The 21095-nt window shown below is 58.7% G+C and carries 15 protein-coding genes; 8 read left to right on the top strand and 7 right to left on the bottom strand.

Translation table 11 applies throughout. The annotated features are described in order from the left end of the window. Positions 1–24 precede the first annotated feature (24 nt). Complete coding sequence (locus HY795_14715; GenBank protein MBI4806479.1) at positions 25–261, top strand: hypothetical protein; 237 nt, start codon at positions 25–27, stop codon at positions 259–261. Between the two features lie 208 nt (positions 262–469). Here HY795_14715 and HY795_14710 read toward each other — a convergent pair whose 3' ends face one another. The 5 genes from HY795_14710 to HY795_14690 form a co-directional block, all read right to left on the bottom strand. Further along, a complete protein-coding gene (locus HY795_14710) occupies positions 470–2608 on the bottom strand; it encodes an LUD domain-containing protein (GenBank protein ID MBI4806478.1) in 2139 nt (712 codons plus the stop codon). Next, entirely contained in the window at positions 2608–3159 is a 552-nt protein-coding gene (locus HY795_14705; protein ID MBI4806477.1) for a lactate utilization protein, read from the bottom strand. The genes HY795_14710 and HY795_14705 overlap by 1 nt, the downstream gene beginning before the upstream one ends. 323 nt (positions 3160–3482) lie before the next feature. After that, positions 3483–4235: a response regulator transcription factor gene (locus HY795_14700; protein MBI4806476.1), complete on the bottom strand. Its 753-nt coding sequence runs from the start codon at positions 4233–4235 to the stop codon at positions 3483–3485. Beyond that, on the bottom strand, positions 4232–6385 hold the full coding sequence (locus HY795_14695) for a histidine kinase (protein ID MBI4806475.1): 2154 nt from the start codon (positions 6383–6385) through the stop codon (positions 4232–4234). Before HY795_14695 ends, HY795_14700 begins: the two co-directional genes overlap by 4 nt. 120 nt (positions 6386–6505) lie before the next feature. Beyond that, positions 6506–7255 (bottom strand): tetratricopeptide repeat protein, encoded by a 750-nt coding sequence (locus tag HY795_14690; GenBank protein MBI4806474.1) that lies wholly within the window; start codon positions 7253–7255, stop codon positions 6506–6508. Between the two features lie 849 nt (positions 7256–8104). Here HY795_14690 and HY795_14685 point away from each other — a divergent pair. From HY795_14685 to HY795_14660, 6 genes are all read left to right on the top strand, one after another. Beyond that, a complete protein-coding gene (locus HY795_14685; protein MBI4806473.1) occupies positions 8105–8296 on the top strand; it encodes a hypothetical protein in 192 nt (63 codons plus the stop codon). A gap of 177 nt (positions 8297–8473) precedes the next feature. Continuing rightward, the gene (locus HY795_14680; protein MBI4806472.1) at positions 8474–9001 is read left to right on the top strand and encodes a hypothetical protein; all 528 of its coding nucleotides are present in this window, start codon (positions 8474–8476) and stop codon (positions 8999–9001) included. 227 nt (positions 9002–9228) lie between these two features. Next, entirely contained in the window at positions 9229–11223 is a 1995-nt protein-coding gene (locus tag HY795_14675) for a sigma 54-interacting transcriptional regulator (protein ID MBI4806471.1), read from the top strand. 273 nt (positions 11224–11496) lie between these two features. Beyond that, positions 11497–12894, top strand: coding sequence for a GntP family permease (locus HY795_14670; protein ID MBI4806470.1), 1398 nt, complete (start codon positions 11497–11499; stop codon positions 12892–12894). A 20-nt stretch (positions 12895–12914) separates the two neighbouring features. Next, positions 12915–13325 carry a heme-binding protein gene (locus HY795_14665; GenBank protein MBI4806469.1) on the top strand — a complete coding sequence of 137 codons (411 nt, stop codon included), beginning with the start codon at positions 12915–12917 and terminating at the stop codon, positions 13323–13325. Between the two features lie 28 nt (positions 13326–13353). After that, complete coding sequence (locus HY795_14660) at positions 13354–14877, top strand: CoA-acylating methylmalonate-semialdehyde dehydrogenase (GenBank protein ID MBI4806468.1); 1524 nt, start codon at positions 13354–13356, stop codon at positions 14875–14877. Between the two features lie 257 nt (positions 14878–15134). On the opposite strand, the gene HY795_14655 is transcribed toward HY795_14660, so the two are convergent. After that, the gene (locus HY795_14655; GenBank protein MBI4806467.1) at positions 15135–15584 is read right to left on the bottom strand and encodes a hypothetical protein; all 450 of its coding nucleotides are present in this window, start codon (positions 15582–15584) and stop codon (positions 15135–15137) included. A 607-nt stretch (positions 15585–16191) separates the two neighbouring features. Between HY795_14655 and HY795_14650 the strand changes: the two genes are divergently transcribed. Beyond that, a complete protein-coding gene (locus tag HY795_14650) occupies positions 16192–18183 on the top strand; it encodes a PAS domain S-box protein (GenBank protein MBI4806466.1) in 1992 nt (663 codons plus the stop codon). Here the strand turns inward: HY795_14650 and HY795_14645 are convergent. Continuing rightward, positions 18151–21081, bottom strand: a complete 2931-nt coding sequence (locus tag HY795_14645) for an ATP-binding protein (protein ID MBI4806465.1) — start codon at positions 21079–21081, stop codon at positions 18151–18153. The genes HY795_14650 and HY795_14645 overlap by 33 nt on opposite strands. Positions 21082–21095: the final 14 nt, after the last annotated feature.

Below are 21095 nucleotides of genomic sequence, written 5' to 3'. Positions count from 1 at the left end.
ACCTTTCGAAAGGAGCCTATTGTCATGAAGAAGCTGCTTATTGCTGGTCTGGTCGCCGCCATGTCGCTCTCCGCTGGCGCCGCTTTCGCCGCCGGAAAAGCCAAAGCCCCCAAAAAGGAAGCCCCCAAGAAGATCGAGTGCTCCGTGGGTGACAAGAAGGTCATGACCGCCACCACCGACGCCTGCATGAAGATGGGCGGCCTGGTGATGAACTTCCCCGGACCTGCCAAGGACGCCCCCAAGGCTGCCAAAAAGAAATAACTTTCTTTTCGGCGTTGATTTTACTGGCGGGGGCTTCCGGAGGCCCCCGCCAGTTCTTTTTTCCCGCCCTCGTTTTTCATTCTGGCTCTTTTCCCGCTGATACAACGACGACGGCCCCCGCGGGGTGACCGATTTCCCGCGAGGGCCGTCTTCGACCGGGAGATAAAAGCCGGACAGGGTCCTGGAAGACCCCGCCCGGCGGTTCAGCTTATTTCAACAGGTCGTCCAGAAGTTCCACGGTGTGCTTCACCTGCACCCTGGCGCCTTCCTTGTCGAACCCGCCCTTGATCTGCATGACGCAGCCGGGGCAGTCCATGGCCACCGTGGGCGCGCCCGTGGCTTTTATGTTGGTGAGCTTGCGGGTGAGAATGGGCTTTGAGATCTCCGGGAACTTGAGCGAATACGAGCCGCCCATGCCGCAGCACATGTCGCACTCGAACATCTCGTCGATCTGGTAGCCGGCCTGGGTCAGGAGCTCCCTGGGTTCCTTCTCGGCATGCAGGGTGCGCTTCAGGTGGCAGGAATCGTGGTAGGTAATCCTGCCAAGGGTCTTGCCTTCCTTGAAGGTAAGCTTGCCCTCGTCCACCAACTGCTTGACGAAGGTGGAGAAGTCCACGGTCTTGGTGGCCAGGCGGCGCGCCTTGGGGAGCTTGTCGCGCTGTCCCAGGCTTTCGTACACCTCGATGAACTCGTGTTTGAGCGCCCCGGTGCAGGTGGGGCAGGCCGAGATCACGTAGTCCACTTCCTCTTCCAGCAAGGCGTTGACGTTGTCAGTGGCGTTGCTGGCCGCCACCTCGTAGGCGCCGTTGTAGCGGGCAGGAGCGCCACAGCAGGTCTGGCCCTTGGGGAAGGTGACGTTGTAGCCGGCCTTGTTCAGAATGCTCACCAGCTTCTCGCCCATTTCGGGGTAGGCGAAGTCGATGAGGCAGCCCGAGTAGAAGGCGATCTTCTTTTGCAGCACCGGCTGCTTGATGGTGTCGAACACGTCGCGGAAAGGCTTTTCCGCAATGGCGGGCAGGCTGCGGAAGTCGGACAGCTCGGAGAGGAAGAACGGCAGGTGCCGGATGAATCCTTCCTTGGCCCCCACCAGTTTCTGGGTCTTGGAGGCGGTGCGCAGCATGGCGTGGAACAGGGTGCGGTTGTTCACCACGCTGAAGATGGCCTTCTGCACCACTCCCTGGCCCTTTTCCTGGGCCAGCCTGCGCCGAATCTCCAGAATGAGCGCCGGAATGTCGATCTGCCCGGGGCAGACCTGCTTGCAGTTGCCGCACTGGATGCACAGGCCCTGGATGTCCTCGCTCTTTTTGAGCTCATCGAACCAGGCGGTGAGGATGGTGCCTATGCCGCCCGTGTAGACCTTGCCGAACACGTGGCCGCCCACCAGGCGGTACACCGGGCACACGTTCAGGCAGGAGGCGCAGCGGATGCACTGCAGGGCCTGCTTGAAGATGGGGTCGGCGGCCATCTCGGTGCGTTTGTTGTCCATGAGGATGATGTGCACGTCCTTCATGGAGCCGTCGTCATTGGGCGTGGGCCCGGTGATGAAGCTCACGTAGCTGGTGAGCTGCTGGCTGGTGGCGCTCTTGGGCAGGGCTACCAGTATGGGGGCGGCGTCGGCCCAGGTGGGGATGAGCTTTTCCAGGCCAACCACCGCCACGTGGATCTTGGGCAGGCTGGTGGTCAGGCGGGCGTTGCCCTCGTTGGTTATGATGCCGATGGTGCCGGTTTCGGCAATGGCCATGTTGGCGCCGGAGATGCCCATGTCGGCCTGGAGGAACTTTTCGCGCAGCTCCTTGCGGGCCACCTTGACCAGTTTCGGGATGTCGTTGGTCAGGCGCTCGTTTATTTCCTTGCTGAAGAGGTCGGCAACCTCGTCGCGGGTCATGTGGATGGCCGGCATGACCATGTGCGAAGGAGTCTGCCCGGCCAGCTGGATGATCCACTCGCCAAGGTCCGTCTCGTTCACCTGGACGCCCTGCGCCATCAGGTGCTGGTTCAGGTGGATTTCCTCGGTGGCCATGGACTTTGATTTGACGATGCTCTTGACGCCCTTTTCCCGGCACAGGCTGGCGATGTAGTCCTTCACCATCTGGGGGGAGCTGGCCCGGAAAACCTTGGCCCCGCGCGCCGTGGCCGCCTTCGCGAACTGGTCGGCCAGTTCGTCCAGGTGTTCGGCGGCGTATCCCTTGATGGCGGCGATGCGCTCGCGCAGCTGTTCAAAATCGATGCCTTCGTAGGCCTTGACCCTGGCCACGGCGTAGGCCTCGGAGAAGCGACCCAGGGCTCCGCTCAGATTGGCGTTGTGCAACGCCTTGTCGACTGATTGTTTAAAGAGTGTGTCAGCCATTAGTTTTGCCCTCCAAGGTCGTCGATGCAGACTATGATCAACCGCTCAGGCCCGTGCACGCCGATGGTGAGCACCCGCTCGATGTCGGCCGTGCGGCTGGGGCCGGTGATTATGGCCAGATAGGCGCAATCTTTCGGGTGAACGGTTTCGAGAAGCGTGGGCATGTCCGGCAGGATCTGATTGGTGCCGATGATGGCCAGGTGTATCCAGGGCAGCATGGAAGCCAGGCGTTCCTTGGGATCGGAGGAATTCTGGCAGACGCTGCCGGTGTTGGCCAGACCCCAGTTCATCTGGGTTATGCCGATCCTGGCCTGCTCGGCCAGATCCCGGGTGACACTGAACTTAAGCCCAGGGAATTCCTTGGCCAGCTCGTCCGTATCCACATCCTTCAGAAAGGGACATTCGGTCCATACCGCGTAGGAATGGGGGGCATCGGCCACCTGTTCCGTGCGGAAGGTTTCCTTGATGAAGGCCAGGGCCTCGCCTTTGGAAGCGAAGCGGTGCACTTCCGCGCTCACGGCTTCAGCTTTTGCTTTGAAAAGGTCAAACATATCGGTCCTCCAGGTTGAAGGGCGCCGGTCGAAACGCCCGTTTCCATCACAGCGCGCACGCGGTGCGGCCATTTGCAAGGTCTCTTAGCAGGCATTGCAAAGCAATGTGAACAATCTTTTCAAACAGCGGTAGGAATGCCTGAATGGTGTGTTTTGAGGCTTGAAAGGTATTAAGGCGCATTCTCTCAAAAGGGCCGGGGCAAAAAGCCAACCATTTCGGTTGCGAGAAGGTATCGCGCAAATCCAAGTGGCACGATTTTCCAGGCGAATGGTCTCAAAAAAAGGCTGGATGGGGGAACGGAGATCTTTGAGATGGCGCGGCGTCAGATATCGAAATGCGCCTTCAGGTCCTTGGCGTTGTAGCGGCTGACCAGGATTTCCGTGCGTTCGCGGTCGCTCATGATGAGCTTGTAGCTGCCGCCGGTCCAGGGGAGAATCTCGGCAACATGGTTCAAATTCACCAGATGGCTGCGGTGAGCCCGGAAAAAGCCATGAGGCACGAGACGGGCCTCCAACTCCGTGATGGTGGCCTTGACCGTGTAGCGCCCGTGCACGGCGTGCACGCTGATGCGTCCGTCATCGCTGGTGACGTGGAAGATGTGTTTGGGAAGGGTCGGCACTATGCGCTCGCCGTCGTACAGGGGGATTCGCCGCTCCTGGATGGCGCCGGGGCCGGAGGCGGGCTGGAGAGCGGAACTCTCCTCATCCAGACGGCAATACCGCTTGGCCTTGTCCACGGCCTTGCGCAGCCTGTCCAGCGTGAAAGGCTTCAGGATGTAGTCCAGGGCGTCCAATTCAAACGCCCTCACGGCGTGTTCTTCATAGGCCGTAACGAACACCAGCAGAGGTTTTTTGGGCAGATCTCCGAACAGGTAGGACAGCTCAAGGCCAGAGAGCCCGGGCATCTGGATGTCTAGAAACACCAGGTCGGGTTGCAGGGCCCTTACCTCGGGCAGGGCCGCCGTACCGCTGGAGGCCTCGCCAACGATGGCCACGTCCTCGATGCGGCCGAGCAGATGCTTGAGTTCGCGCCGGACCGGCCCCTCGTCGTCTATGATGAAGACCGTCAGGCTCATGAGCGCGGGATGGAGAAGGAGATGGTTGTGCCAACGCCCGGAGCGCTCTCGATGCGCAGGCCGTGCTGGGCTCCATGGATGGCCACCAGGCGGGCGTTCACGTTGCGCAGGGCCAGGCCCGTGCCGTGAGCGGGCTGGATGCCCGGGGTTTCGTCCAGCAGGGCCGCCACGGCCGCCTGTTCCATGCCCACGCCGTTGTCCTTGACGAAGATCCGCACCGCGCCGTTTTCATGATGGGCGCCGACAATGATCTCCCCGCCCTCTTCCTTGGGCATCAGTCCGTGGCGCAGGGCGTTTTCCACCAAAGGCTGGAGGATGAGCGGAGGAACCGGGCACTCCAAGGCGGCTGGTTCGATGTCGTAGGTGACCTTGAGCCGTTCCTCGAACCGGGCCCGCTCGATGGAAAGGTAATCCTCGCAGTGTTCCAGTTCCTTGGCCAGGGGGACGCTGGCCCCGCCGGGCTTTATGTTCTTGCGGAAGAAATCGCCAAGCTTCACCAGAAGATCCGAGGCCGTTTCCGGGTCGGTCCTGATATAATGCATGATGGACGTTATGGCGTTGAAAAGAAAATGCGGATTGATCTGGGCCTGGAGCATTTTGATTTCTGCGTCGGTACGCAGCTTTTTTTGCAGCTCGGACTCGATAAGGGCCTGCTCCGCCTGTTTCTTGCTGGTAATGTCGCGGACGATGGAGACCACGCATTTCTCCCCGCCGATTTCGACAAGCTCGCCCGACCGCTCGACGGTGATGACCTCGCCGGACTTCATCCTGTACTGGAGCTCCTGGTTCAAGGTCCGGCCCTGGCGCAAGAAACCCTCGTCGAGCTCGTAGCGTTCCTTGGGATTGGCGTAGATACCGATATCCATGGACGTCTTGCCGATGACCTCTTCGCGGCTGAACCCGGTGATCTCCACGAAGGCATCGTTGACGTCCACGTAGGTGCCTTCATGGAGACGCAGGATGGCGATCCAGTCCGGGCTGTGCCGGAAGATGCGCTCGAACTTCTCTTCGGACTCGCGCAGGCTGGCCTCGGTCTTCTTGCGCCCCTGTATGTTCACCCAAAGGGCCATCAGCATGCCTAGAAGGATCATGAACGCCGTGGACACGGCCAGCACCTTGCCCTGGTGCTCCTCGTAGAAGGAGGCTGGCCTGTTGATGAGGAGGCTCCCCTCGGGCAACAGGCTTTGGGACACGCCGAACCGGCGCAGCTGCTCGTAATCGAACATGAAGCGGTTGGTGCTCTCCTTCACCACCCCGATGTCGCGGGGGCGCTCCCCTCTAAGAATCCGCACGGCCATCTCGGCTGCTTCCCTGCCCTGGTCGAAGCCGCTGGTCAGAAGACCGCCGACGATTCCGTGGCCCAGGTAGAAGTCCCATACGCCGTAGATCGGCACCTTGGACTGCCCGGCCACGAGTTCTATTGACTCATCGTAATTGAACGGCTTTCCGGAACGGTCCCGGTTGTAGGTCAAGAGCAGGATGAGATCCCCCTGGGCCAGGGTCCTCACCTTGGAGAGGAGCTCGTCCATGTCCAGGTCTTCCAGGTAGGACACGGACACCTTTTTCTCGAACTCGGGCAAGACCTCGGAGAGCACCTTCTTGTTGGCCAATCCGGTAGCGGACCTGTCGTTTATCACCACGATGCGGTAGGTACCCGGATGCAGGGCCAGAGCCGTGCGCAGCGTGTTGCGGACATCATAGGCTTCCACGATGCCGGTGAAGAAATCCTGCTTTCCCGTAAGCTTGGCTTCATCGAAGAAATTCACGCCGCAAAAAACCACCGGGGCGTTCGGGAAGAGAGCCGCCCTTTTGTCCAAGAGGAACTGGAAGGCGTCGTCATCGGAAGCCAGCACCACGTCGAACGCCACCCGGGCGTATTTCTCCTTTAAGAAGGAGGCCAGCCTGGCGTCGTCGCCCGGGTTGTGGACGCGCTTTGCGTCCATGTACTCGGTGAACACCTCGATGTGATTGTCCTGCCTGAACACCGAGGCCATGCCGGCGTCCTCGCTGTCGGTCCAGGTCAGTCCCTTGTGGTAGGAATGCAGCACCAGAACGCGTTTCTTGTCCTGGGCGACGGCTGGCAACGCGCTCAAGAGGACAAGGCATACGGCCAGCATAACGCGGGCGGATATAGGGAAGCAAAAAATCATGGCGGGCCTTGGCCGGTCAGAATGAAAAGCGCTCAGCCGAAACGGCTGACGAGTTCACTCCTACCACGATCAAGGGCGCATGGGAATGGTGAGAAGCCGTCCGAGACGGCGCCTGGCGCGTCAACGCCGGGAGAAGTCTCTTTTTCCGACGTATCGGACGAACTGGCCGGCTTCCTTGAAATCCGGATTCAGGATCAAGGCCTGCTCCAGAACCCGGGTGCAGCTTTCAAGGTCTCCCTTGTCGAAATACACCCTGGCCATGTTGAAGTAGATGTTCTCATCGTTCTTCTCAAGCTCCAAGGCTTTTGAGAAAAACCCGATGGACTCGTCCAGATGGCCGTCCTTGCGCAATGAAACGCCAAAGCTGTTGAAACGGTTGCGATGTTCGTCCCTGGACATCTCGCACCGGCACATGAGCAAGCCGAGGATCTTTTTAATGCTGGCCATCACCCTTTTATGGGCAAGATCATAGCCGGGATCGGAATGGGCGGGAAAATCAACCTGATCCACCAGGAGCGCCTTGAGCGCACTGAATTCTTTGACGTCCAGGCTCCCCAGGGACACGGTATCGTCCCCGTCCAGAATCTTGCGGGCCAGACCAGCCACCAGAGGAACACGGTGATCCGTGTAGTAGAGAGGCTCAGGAGTGTATGATTTGATGAAATCCTTGACGTCAACGGATTTGAGAATGCCCGAGGGAACTCCCTGGTCGGTGAGCGGCTGCACCTCAAGGCGCGTGTCGGACAATTGCCGGACGTACCAATAGGTCACGTTTTTGTGATCCACCAGGGTACTGCCGGAACCGATCTCGCTCAGCTTGCGCAGGGAATACACTCCCAGCAAGGCCGGGAATGGGTCATGGCCGCTCATGCTGCCCCCAGAGCCACCGCCAGGCCACAGCACGGCAGGTACGGCTTGATGTGATGAGCTGCAACCCCGCCTAAAATGAGTATTACAGCCCGTATAGACACCCCATATCGCGCACCGCGGTGCCAGGAAAATGGGGATTGCACGAAAAACCGAGGGATCTTCACTCTCTTCGCCCGAGGCGTCCGGCTAAGAAGCGCCCGGCGGAGGGGAAATCCCCTCCCCACTCCGCCGGGCGACCATGGCTGCATCGGGCAAGCGTCAGGGGTACTCACCGGAAAAAGGCCATGGCTATTCCTTTGACCCTGATTTGGCAGGAAAAGTTACATGCTTCCCAAAAACCATACGCCGGCCGCTCACTTTCTGGAATTTTCCCGGACGTTCGCAGGCTCTACAGACAGGCTCTTGCCACCCAATGCCTTCGCCTCTCTTCTTTCGATTATTCACCCTCGGGCCATAAGTTGACTGAAATTAATCCGATAAGCCCTTGGGACACAGCGCCTGAAGGCCTGCTCCCAAGCCATCGGAGAAAACTGTGTAACGTGTCTCCAACACCTGGCCTCTCTCTTGGGGATGACACTCTGCCATGCCACACAAGCATAGCATTAAAAAAGATTCATCTTGCACATTTATAGCCATACAAATAATAATCACTGCTACTAACCAAACGTACAAGTATTTTATGTATGAAATGTAAACGCCCAACATCAATAACATGGCACTCAATATGCATATTGTAACGTTTTAACAATTGAGTTCAGGAACCATACCCGTCGTCACGTCGCTATTGTCATGTTTGTTTCGGGGTATGAATCGGCACGCGCACTCAACCCCGGCCGAGAGGAAATATTCATGAAAGAAACCGAACACGATGTGGAGATGCGCTTCCTGGTTCCGTCCCACTTGGCTACCGCGGCCAGGCAGGCGATATCGGCGCTAACGGTCAAGGAGATCACGCCTTACGTAAATTGCCCCGCCCCGGAAAGAAAAACAAACCCAAGCAGGTTGACGAACCAGGAGCTGGACCTTCTCCTGAGCGAATAAGCGTTCACGATTGGCGGGATGCGCCGGCACGGTATAGACTTCCAACAAAGAATGAATACTATCTAGAAAGGACTATAGCGAACCAACTCTAATGCCTGGGAGTTTATGGGATTTTACCTGAAAGCTGTTTCCGTTTCGTTGCCAACCAAAACAGCCGTCAGCTGTGAGGGATAAACCATGCGGAAAGCAATATACGTAGTTGAAATGCGTTTCCTGGTCCCGCCCCATCTCGTCGATGAAGCGAGACGGGCAATGCTCCCCTTCGCGGTCGACGAGATCACATCTCAAGCCATGTTCTCCGTCCCTGACAGCGAGCCCTTGCCGGACAAGCTGACGGACGAAGAGATGAACATGCTGATGACTGAACCTGGCCAGGGCACGCTCTCAGCCCCGGAGCGGAGCGTTCTCCTGAAAGAGCCGGAATCGGTTGAACCAGACGGCCAGGATCCGAAGGCACGCCAGGGAGGATATGGTTCAGCCAAACTGTCAGACTATCTTCTGGACGTGCTTCCATTGGAAATTGGTCCGGACAAACTCGCCCCCCATCTTTTGAACGTATTTTTGAGCGAGCCTGACCCGCGCAATTTGGCAAACCAGGAACTGAACGCCTTTTGGAGCGAACAGACCAAGGACTCGCTTCCAGACTCTGAACTGACCATGATTCTCAACGAACTTGATCCGAACGAGTTCCGCACCTGGAATTGATCATACTCGCTTTTTGACAGGTTAACTTAACAGACAAACGCGCTGCCGGCAGGGTGCCCCTCAGGCCCTCATGCCCGCAGCGCGTTCTTGATGGCATGGATCGTGGATGGCGATTCGGGAACACTCTGGAGGCTGCGCACTCTCCAGCCTGGACGACCCGGCTGGGCTGAGGCTATGCTCAATTTGAAATCGCCCCCGAGGGTTGTTCCACCAAGGAGGAGTTCTCCATGTATCCTTGCGATATCGCTCGGAAGTCATACTTTCGGGAATGGCAGCGTTTTGTGGATACCGGGGAATGCGACGCCACTGTCATCCGCCCTGTCATCCTCGAATCCTGGAAGCGCTGCCGGGCCCAGAACCTCAACCCCTACATGAGCGCCAGCGATTGCTGCATCACCGACCAGGACCACCTGGACGCCCTCCTGCGCTCCAACGCCGCGCTCATCTCCCTGGCCAAGCCCTACATGGACATCCTGGGCAAGGTTGTTGACGAAACCCACTTCATCGGCCTTTTGGCCAGCAGGCAGGGGCATGTTCTGCACGCCGTGGGAGACCCGGACCTGCTCGAATCCGCGGACAAGGGTTTCATCCGGCCCGGGGCAGTGCGCAACGAACACCACGCCGGGACCACCGGCATCGCCTTGAGCCTTATAAGCAAACAGCCCGTGCAGATTTTCAGCGCGGAACACTACTGCGCCTTCTACCACGACTGGACCTGCTCCTCCGCCCCAATCTGCGACGACTCAGGCGAGCTTATCGGCGTCCTGAACTTGAGCGGAGACTACCGCCTGATCCACAAACACACCCTGGGCATCGTGATCGCCATGGCCAAGGCCCTTGAACAGGCCCTGGGACTTCGCTCCACAAACACCTACCTGCAAAACTGCATCGACAGCTCCGAATACGGGTTGGCCGTGTTGGACAACAAGCAGAACGTCAAGCAAATCAACAAGATACTTGCGCAGTACACGTCGTCCCCGTCTGACAAGCTGCTCGGGCAGCCGGTTACAGAGGTGCTGTTCTCGTCCCCGCCTCTGACCAAACTGCTCGACAAGGACAACAGGCTCTTCGAGAAAAGCATCTCCATAAAAAAGAACGACAAATACAACACACTTCTCGTCAATACGCAGGCCGTCTACAACGAAGAGAACGAGCCCATCGGCAAGCTCATCATCACCAAGGAGAAAAAGGACATCCACCGCCTGGTCCACCGCATGGTGGGCGCCTACGCCACATTCACCTTCGAGGACATCCTGGGAAACAACGAGAGAATACGGCGCGCGGTGGAACTGGCGGGCAGCGTGGCGCCAACCAACGCCCGGGTCCTGATCCAGGGAGAAAGCGGCACCGGCAAAGAGCTCTTCGCCCAGGCCATCCACAACGCCAGCGACCTCCGCGACGGCCCCTTCATCGGCATCAACTGCAGCGCCATCCCCTCCGAACTCATGGAGAGCGAATTCTTCGGCTACAACGAAGGGGCCTTCTCCGGTGCGAAAAAAGGCGGCATGCCGGGGAAATTCGAACTAGCCGACGGCGGGACCATCTTCTTAGACGAGATAGACAGCATGCCCCAGGAGATGCAGATCAAGCTCCTGCGCGTGCTTGAGGAAAACAAGATCACCCGCGTGGGGGGCAACACGGTTATGCCCGTGAATGTGCGCATTCTGGCCGCCAGCAGCAAGAACGTGGGCGACCTGGTGAAGCAGGGGCTCATCCGCCTGGACCTCTACTACCGCATCAACACCATCATCCTGGACATCCCCCCCCTTCGCGAACGCACGGGCGACATCCCGCTGCTGGCCAGACACATAGCGGACATGGTCTGCCGCAAGCTGGGGCAGGGGAAAAAGGAACTCTCGCAAGACTTCCTGGCAGCCCTCATGCACCACGAATGGCCGGGAAACGTCCGGGAGCTGGGCAACATACTGGAACGCTCCATCCTCATCGCCAGGGACGCGCCGGTCCTGACCACTGGCCACCTGGACACCATCTGCTTCCAGATGGGGAAATCCGCATCCTGCTTTTCAGCTTCCGCAAGCGCCAGCCAGCCGGAAGCCGAGCCTGGCGCCGGACTCTCAGGCATCAGGCCGTTGAAAAACATTGAGCAGGAGGCCATTGCCGAAGCCCTGCGCCTCACGGGCAACAATCATGTGCTGGCTGCGAGCCTGCTCGGCATTCATCGCAACACTCTTCGCAACAAGCTCAAGGAATACAGCAACTAATCACAGTGTCTGCACAATAATTGTCCACAAAAAATGTGCACCTTCGTCAAGGTGCACATTTTTTGTACAGCAGGCCATTTCATTCTTGTCCGTTTCGCTTTCCCCTCTGGCCATGGTTGGCGCGCCTTAACACGTCCTCTAGCCCCATCCTTTAAGAATGGAACAACGCTTGCTCTTGGCCGTTCGACTGCAGGCTCCGTTTTTCTTTGCGGTCAGCCAGCGTTTTGCAGCGGATACTCTCAAGGCACTCTCAACAGACCTGGAGGAAGGCTTATGGAAGTAATTGGAATCATCGGAACGTTGGTCTTGCTGATCATCGTGGCGTACCGAGGGTATTCCGTCATTTTCTTCGCCCCGATCCTCGCTGTGGCCGCAGCGGTGATGCAGGGCCTGCCCATCATGCCCACCTACACCGAACTCTTCATGGCCAAAGCTGTCACCTACGTGAAGAACTTCTTCCCGGTGTTCATGCTGGGCGCGGTCTTCGGAAAGATCATGGAAGAAAGCGGCATGGCCAAATCCGTGGCCCACAAGATATTCGAATCGCTCGGGCCAAAGCACGTCATGCTCTCCACGGTGCTGGCCGCGGCCATTCTCACCTACGGCGGCGTGAGCATGTTCGTGGTGGTCTTCGCGGTGTATCCGTTCGCCGCGGCCCTGTACAAGGAAGCGGGCATCCCCAAGAAGCTCTTGCCCTCGGCCATTTTTTTGGGCGCCTTCACCTTCACCATGGACGCCCTGCCCGGTTCGCCGCAGATACAGAACCTCATTCCGTCCAACTTCCTGGGCACCAGCGTCTATGCCGGCCCGTGGATGGGAATCTTCATCTCCATCTGCATGTTCAGTTCCGGCATGTGGTGGCTGCACCACCGGGCCAACCAGGCCTTGGCCCGGGGCGAGGGCTACGGGGAGCACACCATAAACGAGCCCGAGATAAAGGAGGACGTGAAGCTGCCCTCCTGGCAGATATCCGTCCTGCCCCTGATCCTGGTCCTGGCCATCACCTACATCGGCAACAATATGATCACCTGGGACCCCAAGGTGCTCGAACCCATAGCCGCCATGAAGATCCCGCTCATGGCCCCGAACATCAAGAGGGTCATCAGCACCTGGTCGCTCATCATCGGCCTGGTCTGCGGCATCTCCCTGACCGCGGCCATCGGCTACAGGCGCATGCCCTCGGGCGGCATTAGCAAGGCCATCAGCGTCGGCGCCGTCGGGTCTCTCCTGGCCATCATGAACGTGGCCTCCGAGGTGGGCTACGGCAACGTCATCGCCGCCCTGCCCGGCTTCAAGACCATCGCCGACGCGGTGCTGGGACTCACCCTGGGCAACAACCCCCTGGTGTCCGAAGCGGTGACCATCAACATTCTCTGCGGCATCACCGGATCGGCTTCTGGCGGCGTGTCCATCGCCCTGGACCTGTTCGGCAAATACTGGCTGGACTGGGCGAATTCCGTGAACCTCTCCCCGGACGTGCTGCACCGGGTGGCGGCCATCGCCTCGGGCGGCATGGACACCGGCCCCCACAACGGAGCCATCATCACCCTGCTGGCCGTGTGCGGCCTGACCCACCGCCAGTCCTACCCGGACATATTCGCGCTGACCATCCTGAAGATCCTCATGGTGGTTCTCGCCCTGGCGTTCTTCGCCGTGTTCGGCATAGCCTGAAAACGAAGGAGACTTGAACAATGGCCAGCATGACAGCACACTTGGCCAGACAGCTGGTGGACGCGGGAGTCGAAAAGGCCGACAAGGATTTCGGCCGCCCCATCTGCATAAGCGTCTGCGACTGGCATGGAGACCTCGTGGCCTTCTTCAGGATGGACGCGGCGCCCCTGCGCACCATCTCCATCGCCCAGCAAAAGGCTTACAGCGCGGCCCGCATGGGCAGCACCACCGAGGCCTTCCTGGCCAGGCTGCGAAACGAGCAGGTCGACATCAGCTACTTCTGCGACCCTCTGCTCACCGCCCTGCCGGGAGCATCACCCGTAAAGGACAAGGAGGGCGGGATTATAGGAGCAGTGGGTATAAGCGGACTTCTGCCCAGCGAGGACCAGGGCCTGGCGGATCACCTGGCCCAGAACGCCCTCTCATATTGAACGCATACATATTCCCCAGGAGGTTTGAATGTCCCCGTCGAAGAAACTGAAATACTGCGCCTACAACGAATGGAACGATTCGCTGTGCGACACATATTCCCCGGTAATGAACCCCAGTACCGGGCAGGTGATCGCCCAGGCCCCCATCTGCACCCAGGCCGAAGTGGAGAACGCCGTGCAGGCGGCCAGGGCGGCCTTTCCCGGCTGGTCCCAGACACCGGTCGCGGTGCGCACCCAGGTCATATTCCGCTTCCGCGAGCTGGTGAACAAGCATTTCGAGGAACTGGCCACGACCCTGGCCACGGAAATGGGCAAGAACCTCGACGAGGCCCGGGGCGACGTGTTCAAGGTGGTGGAAGCCTGCGAAGTGGCGGTGACCGTGCCCATGGAAATCCAGGGATCGACCATGATGAACGCCACCCGAGGCCACGACATAAGCCTCTATTACGAGCCGGTGGGCGTCTTTCTGGGCATAGCGCCCTACAACTTCCCGGCCATGATCCCCTTCGGCTGGTTCATCCCGGTGTGCATCACCGCAGGCAACACCATGGTCTTGAAGGCCGCCACCATGGTCCCCCAGACCGGCATGCGTCTTCTCGAGCTGCTCATCGAAGCAGGGCTGCCCAAGGGCGTGGTCAACCTTGTCACCTGCAGCCGCAACGAACTGACCGGCCTCTTGTCCCACCCGGAAATCGACGGAGTATCCTTCGTGGGATCCACCTCGGTCGGCCTCAAGATCTACGCGGCCGCCTCAGGGGCGGGCAAGCGGGTGCAATGCCTGACAGAAGCCAAGAACCACGCCCTGCTTCTCGAGGACGCGCCCCTTGAATGGTCCGCGAAGCGCATAGTAAACTCCGCTTTCGGCTGCGCCGGCCAGCGGTGCATGGCCTTGCCGGTGGTGTGCGTACAGGAATCGGTGGCAGACCGTTTCGTGGACATCCTGCAGGCCCTGGGCAAAAAGCTGGTGGTGGGCGCCGCCTACGACCCGAAGACGGAACTCGGCCCCCTGGCCAGCGCCGGGCAGAAGAAGTTCGTGACCGACTGGATCGACAAGGGCGTGGCCGAAGGTGCGAAGCTGGTGCTGGACGGGCGCAACTGCGCTCCCAAGGGGCTTGAGAACGGCTTCTACGTCGGCCCCACCATCTTCGACCATGTGACCAAGGACATGACCATCGGCGACGAGGAGATCTTCGGGCCCGTGGTGTGCGTCAAACGGGTGAAGGATTTCGAGGAAGGCCTGGCCATCATGAACGCGAACCGCTTCGCGAACGGGTCATCCATCTTCACCGGAAGCGGCCACTACGCCAGGGAATTCGTAAGCCGGACCCACGGCGGCATGGTGGGGGTGAACGTGGGCATACCCGTGCCGCTGGCGTTCTTCCCCTTCTCGGGCAACAAGCAGTCCTTCTTCGGCGTGGTGCACACCCTGGGCCGCGAAGGCCTGCGCTTCTACACCCGGGTAAAGACCGTGACCACCAAATGGGTCTCGCCCGAGGAATCCGGAGTCGGCAAGGTAAGCACCTGGGAAGGCACCATCAACCGCGACCTCTAGACACACCCCATTCCAGGGTTTGGTCCCGGCCGATGTTCAGGCGGCCGGGACCAAACCCGACGGGATATTCCTTTCAACATCAGGGACACTTCCACAAGCCAGGCTCTCCCGGCAACACCGGATCCGCCCGCTTCCTGCCTGTGAGCGTCCCCTGCCCTGCGAGGCCTGGCGGGCAGGCAAAAAAATGCTCCGGGGTTTCTCCCGGAGCGCTCATCTTTGCAGGACAGTCCGCAATCGCCTCTAATAAGCTTGTGGCTTCACTGAACACAGATCGGCATACCGCTCATGATCTTGCCCTGGTTGCTGTGGCGATAAAAAAACAGTTCAAGAACTTCCTTCGGGGATATCCCCGTATGGATTTGTATTTTCAGCAGCAGCCTCGCGAGCTGACCGCCATCATAACCATCAACAAGTATTCCGTACAACGTCAGAAGAGACTTCAACAGTATCCACTTGTTATGATACGTTGAGCCATCCCATATTTTTACAAACACCTTCCGCGAAAGATATCCTCCGTTTCCTTCATCATCCCAACACAACCCTGTATTAATCAGCATCTGGCTCCAATGCTTGCAGGATTCATTTATATTCCCTGCCAATGTATCAATATCACTGAGGCTCAATGAATCTATGAGATTCTTCAAATCGTCGTAAGCCTCTTCCCACCTTTCTTCAGTGATCAACTGTTCCAGCGTATTGTGATTCATGAATTTATATTCCATGGCACATGACATCTGATTTTCTATTTTACAGAATACGCCGCCTATTGGTTCCAGAACAAAACACAACTGCTGTTTCCATGGAGTATCCTACGGAATCCCGCCTGTTGCCAAGGTAGGAAAACCAGAAGGATACGGGAGAATAGCACGGGGAATATATCCGGCTAAAACCGCGCAACTGTTCAGCAAACCAGGACAATCCCCTGGTCCAGCCACTGTGGCGTAGACACGAGTATCGGCGTACTCCGATGTTTCCACACCCTGCTTGCAATTCCCACCAAAATGCACCATTTGAGGCACTATGAGGTTCAATTCTCACCCAAGCAGCATGGCGCAACAAGGCCGCAACCGGGTGAGCCGCAATGCAGCGGGGTTCTTCCGCCACACGCCGCAGCGAACAGTGCTTGTTATTTCCCACATTGTACTGCTGCTGTTTGTTCTTGCTTTCCACGCCTCGTTCGCGCAAACGCAGACCCCGGCTTCTTCTTCGCACAAGGCTCTTCAAACCCCTTTACCTTCCCTCGAAGACAAGCATGTTGTGCTTCTCTACTCGGCGTCTTTTCTGCCGGCCTACAGAAGACACAGCGCAGCTCTTTTGAACACACTGGAAAAGGCTGGAGTTTCAAGCGCCAACATCCACTACGAAATCCTTGAACTTGGGCGCAACACCACCCCGGAATACCAGGACTCCCTCTCAAAATGGCTCCAGGAAAAGTACCGGGGCCTCAAGATGGACGTTATCATAACTGTCGACGGCCCCGCTCAGGACTTCATTCTCAATAGAGGCCGCATGCTGTTTCCCGGCACCCCGATCATTTCCGTTCTCGCACCTGTAACACTAAATGACCCGGTTCCAGGCCGTAGCATCATCCAGATACCCGCCAAGGTTAATTTTGAAGGAACCCTGGAAACGGCCTTGCAACTCTTTCCGGAGACGAAGACCGTCTATTTCGTCATTGGAGACGCGCCGGTTGAAAAGCAATGGCTGGCAATAGCGAAAACCGCTTTCACCCCATGGCATGGCAAACTGCGGTTCGATTATTCCGCATCAAGCACATATGAAGAGATGCTCCAGAAAGCCGGTTCACTCTCTCCCGACAGCATCATTTTCTATCTGTCCTTCTACCGGGACCCCACCAACCGCACGTTCGTCCCGCTGGATGTGGCCAGAGAGACAACGCGTATAGCCAAAGTGCCTGTTTTCGGCGTGTACGACACGCTTTTGGGAGTGGGCGTGCTCGGCGGTTCGATGTTCAGCTACGAATATGAAGGCCATCATAGCGCCGAACTGGCGCTCGACATCATGTCCGGGAAACTCAAGCCGGCTGAACAGCTGACCGTCATCCCCTGCCTCGCTCGCCCAATGTTCGACTATCAGCAGGTGGAACGCTGGCATCTGGACATGGACGCCTTTCCCGAGGGAAGTGTTTTCACCAACCGCTCGCCTACCCTCTGGGGACAGTACAAAGAGGCCGTCATTGGTGCGCTTGGGGTGTTGCTGGTTTTGAGTACGCTGGTGGCAGCGCTTTGGAGAATGAACCGGCGCCGCAAACTGGCCGAAACCGATGCGCTTTTAAGCGAAGCGAGGTTCCGGGCTCTTGTCGAACAGGCCCCCGAAGCGATCATAGTCACCGACGTTGACAGCAACCTGACCGTCGATGCCAACAAAAACGCCTTCAAGCTTTTCGGCTGCGAAACACTCGAGCAGATAAGCAACCGGGTGGACCTCTATTTCCTGCCCGAGCAGCCCGACCATCTTCCCTTGAGCGTGAGCATGAACGACCATCGCACCAGGGCGCTGGCCGGGGAAGAGGTGATATTCGAGCGGGCAATCCGAAGCGCCCAGGGAATTGTTCGCATATGCGAAGTGCGGCTGGTTCTTTTGCCTTCGGCGGAGCGCAGACTCCTGCGCGCCAGCTGGATCGACGTCACCGAACGAAAGCATGCCGAGGCCGCCATGGCCTCGTCCTTGCGTGAGAAGGAGATCCTTCTGCGCGAGATTCACCACCGAGTGAAAAACAACCTGCAGATCATCAGCAGCCTCCTGAGCCTGCAAGGCCAGGGCACCAACGACCCAGCCGCCCTGAGCATCTTAAACGACAGCCAAGGCCGGGTTATGTCGATGGCCCTTATTCATCAACAACTCTACGAATCATCCGATTATCGGGGAATAGACGCGGGCAAATACCTGCACAAGCTTTTATCCAGGCTGGTGACCGCCCTGAAAGGAGCGCGCACCATCGACCTCAAGATCGAAATGCCCGCAATCCACATGAGCCTCGACCAGGCCATACCCTTTGGGCTCATCATGAACGAGCTGGTCACCAATTCGCTCAAGCACGCATTCAGGGACAAGAGTTCCGGGATGATCGGGATCTCCGCGATAGAGCAGGAGGATTCGGTGGTTTTTCTTATCCAGGACGACGGAGCGGGCCTGCCCCCGGGCTTTACGGTAGCAACAGCCGCTTCGCTCGGGCTGCAGATCGTCACCATGCTCACGGACCAGCTTCATGGCTCACTTGAGTTGGAATCCCAAGGCGGCACACGCGTCCGGCTACAGCTCCCCAAGAAGGCGGACCACGCCTGACCCGTTATCATGGCCATGGTTTCTGCTCCCGCGCGGCACGGGAAGCAGGCCACGATGTGGACCACTGGTGCCCAGAAACGTTCCGGTATTGAACATGCCGTTTTTGGGCAGCGGGCCGGAATGTGGGACCCCGGCGACCCGGTCCACAAGGGCGGGGATTTCCTTCTCCGAGTAATCCTCGGATTTGAGCACCGCGGCGAAACGATGCAGGACCTGGCGGGCCTGGATGGCGGAAAGACGCCCGTGTAGGCGATAGAGACGAATCCAAAGGGATTCGTTGAGAGGGTCGGCCCCCAACGCCTTTTCAACAAGGTCTATCGCGGCTTGCGGCCGGCCGGCGTCAGCCAGCTGCCCTTCCCAGGTCAGGGCCAAGTTTACCAGGGTCTTGGTCAGGGAGGTGCGGAAATGGCATACGCCATCCTCTCCCATCAGCCCCTGGGCGTACTCCCCTTTCCAGAGCGCATTGGCGTGGGTGAAGGCGTTGCCCGCCTGCCAGAGCTCCCGCAGATCCCAATGCCCCAGCCCACGTTTCACGCACTCGAGAAACTCGTGAGCGTCCACGCGGCAATGCGCCAGCCAGACCACCCCTTTGTCCCGGACGAGATAGTCCTGGACCATGTTTTCCGGCAGTACCTTCGCCAAGACCTTGCGGAGGCGGGAAACCAAGGTGTGCAAATTCGCCTTGGCCGATTCATCGGCGCTTTCCGGCCAGAAATAGAGCTGCGCGGTCTCCTGGGACAACTTCAGGCCGGGAGAGGCCAGCAGCATATAGAGCAGTTCCCGCTGCGCCGGGGTGAAATCCTCAGCGTGCAAGATCGGCACACCTTTGCGTTGGATCGTAAAATCACCCAGGGTGTTGACCGTCAAAAGCGGGATTTCCGTCCCGTCTTCCCGGAAGCCCGTATCGATACGTTCGGCTGCCAAGGCGCGGGCGTAGTCGGTCTCGATCCCTCTTGCCACCGCGAATCCGAGCACTGCCCGGATTGATCCGGGAGCCCAGGCCCAGAGATGTTTGCAGGCATTGCGGCGCATCAGCTCGAGCCCGAATTCCACGTCTTTGGCAGCCGCCTCGTGTTCGCCCAGACCAAGATACACCGCGCCTCGATGCATGAGCCCGCAGGCTTCGAGATGCTCGGCGGGCATTCGCCTGGCACTCTCGATTGCATGCGTCAGCAGTTCGATCGCCAAGGTGTGGTCGCCGCACAAGCTCATGGTCAAGCCGGTCAGGAGTGTATTCAATATGATGAAATACGCCCCTCCGGCCTGCTCCCGCAGGCTTGTGGCTTCCGCCGCGGCTGCCAGGGCCTGCCCGGGTTGTCCGCCCATGGCCAGCCCCACGGCCTGAAGCTGCAAGACCTGGCTGCGAAGATGCGGACCAAGCGGCTCCCGCAAGGCCCGGGCGGCGAGCTTTTGTACGTCATCCGGCTTTCCCTGATTGATGGCGATGTCCATCTCCCAAATACTGGTGGATGGCCCTGCCATCGATTGAGAACACAGCGCCATGCCCGCTTCTTCGACTAGCCGTTTTTTCTGATCGAAATAATTGTCGAACTGGCTGTCGTGAAAAAGATGGCTCGAAAGCATCACCCGTATGCCCAGCCGGTTGAAGGAGCCGACCTCGGGGCGGTTGACCAGTGCTGCCGCCTGCTCCAGCCACAGATGGGCCAAAGACCTGTCCCCCGTGAACATACCCGGGCAGCCCATGACCATAAGCACGGCGGCTTCGAAATTGACCAGATGATTCTTCCGGGCAAGCGTCAGGGCAAGGGTGGCGTATCTGGTCGCGGTGGCGATGTCGGCCCGCAGGAAGCCATAGCCCATGGCCAGGCCGCGGGCCACGAGGATTGCCGCGAAAGGATCAAGCGCATCCTGAGCTTGGGCGAACAGTTCTTCGGCGCGGGGAAGCAGTTCTTCATCCTCGCGGCAATGTCCGGTGGTGGCAATGCGGACGGCGATGATGTTCGCCACACTGAGCAGTTCGCCCAGCTGGTCCCGCTGTCCGGAGAAGTACGCCAGTGAGATCGACAGAAGGGGCAGGGCTTTGGCCGGAGAGAAATCCAGATACGCCAATGCCAGACACAAGGGAGCCCAACCAAGCCGGGAGAGCTCCTGTTCTGGAATTTCGCTTAATATGTCCAACAATGCAGAGGTCTTGTTTTCAGCAAGCAAGCGCATGCCGCCCGCTTGAAGAACGCGTTCCACTTCCTTGTAGTCTCGGGCCAGCACAAAATAGCGCAACGACTGGGACATCTGGACATTGCGGAAGAAAAACCGGCCGGCTTGGCGGTAGACAGCCTGAATGTCTTCGGGGGACAGGGTTTCCCTGGCCTTCTCCCGGAGAAAGTCCCGGAAGAGGTGGTGCATGCGGTACATACCGCACTCCGGGCTTAAAGAGCGCATGAAGATGTTTCGCCTGGCAAGTTGGCCCAACTCGGCCCCTATGTCAGGGAGGTTCGTGAGTTCCTTGGCCAGCTGAACCGGCATCGTCTCCAGGAGCGAGAGCCTGAGCAGGGGCTGGTGGAGCCTTTGCTGCAAAGGAGTGAATATCATTCTCCGGAAATAGCTCATTATTTCCGCACGCCCCTTATGGAGCCACTCCTCTGAAGGCGATTCGACGGTTTGTTTCGACAAATGCACCCCAAGCAGGACAACCCCCAGAACCCATCCACCAGTCATGGAATGAACCTTTCGGGCGGTATCGTAGGATACGGGGAGCTTTAACACCTGCTCGTACAAGTCCGCGACCTCTTCCAACCCGAACGCCAGATCCTCGTTGGTTATAACGGCAAGATGACTCTTTGGATGATAAACAGCCGGGAGCGGAACAGGTTCGCGTGCCGACAGGATGAAACGCAGCTTGGGCGGGGCGTTTTCGATCAGGTGATTGAGGACGTACAAGCTTTTTTCATGGC

Source organism: Desulfovibrio sp., from assembly GCA_016208105.1.
Taxonomy (GTDB): domain Bacteria; phylum Desulfobacterota; class Desulfovibrionia; order Desulfovibrionales; family Desulfovibrionaceae; genus Fundidesulfovibrio.
The sequence above is the reverse complement of the archived record's forward strand: the minus strand, read 5'-3'. Positions and strand labels throughout refer to the sequence as shown.

Bases quoted from the DNA above. Each gene is read 5' to 3' on its own strand.
- HY795_14670 (MBI4806470.1), top strand. From the start codon at position 11,497: ATGGAAGTAATTGGAATCATCGGAACGTTGGTCTTGCTGATCATCGTG.
- HY795_14680 (MBI4806472.1), top strand. From the start codon at position 8,474: ATGCGGAAAGCAATATACGTAGTTGAAATGCGTTTCCTGGTCCCGCCC.
- HY795_14665 (MBI4806469.1), top strand. From the start codon at position 12,915: ATGGCCAGCATGACAGCACACTTGGCCAGACAGCTGGTGGACGCGGGA.
- HY795_14695 (MBI4806475.1), bottom strand. From the start codon at position 6,385: ATGATTTTTTGCTTCCCTATATCCGCCCGCGTTATGCTGGCCGTATGC.
- HY795_14710 (MBI4806478.1), bottom strand. From the start codon at position 2,608: ATGGCTGACACACTCTTTAAACAATCAGTCGACAAGGCGTTGCACAAC.
- HY795_14700 (MBI4806476.1), bottom strand. From the start codon at position 4,235: ATGAGCCTGACGGTCTTCATCATAGACGACGAGGGGCCGGTCCGGCGC.
- HY795_14675 (MBI4806471.1), top strand. From the start codon at position 9,229: ATGTATCCTTGCGATATCGCTCGGAAGTCATACTTTCGGGAATGGCAG.
- HY795_14655 (MBI4806467.1), bottom strand. From the start codon at position 15,584: ATGAATCACAATACGCTGGAACAGTTGATCACTGAAGAAAGGTGGGAA.
- HY795_14685 (MBI4806473.1), top strand. From the start codon at position 8,105: ATGAAAGAAACCGAACACGATGTGGAGATGCGCTTCCTGGTTCCGTCC.
- HY795_14715 (MBI4806479.1), top strand. From the start codon at position 25: ATGAAGAAGCTGCTTATTGCTGGTCTGGTCGCCGCCATGTCGCTCTCC.
- HY795_14690 (MBI4806474.1), bottom strand. From the start codon at position 7,255: ATGAGCGGCCATGACCCATTCCCGGCCTTGCTGGGAGTGTATTCCCTG.
- HY795_14660 (MBI4806468.1), top strand. From the start codon at position 13,354: ATGTCCCCGTCGAAGAAACTGAAATACTGCGCCTACAACGAATGGAAC.
- HY795_14705 (MBI4806477.1), bottom strand. From the start codon at position 3,159: ATGTTTGACCTTTTCAAAGCAAAAGCTGAAGCCGTGAGCGCGGAAGTG.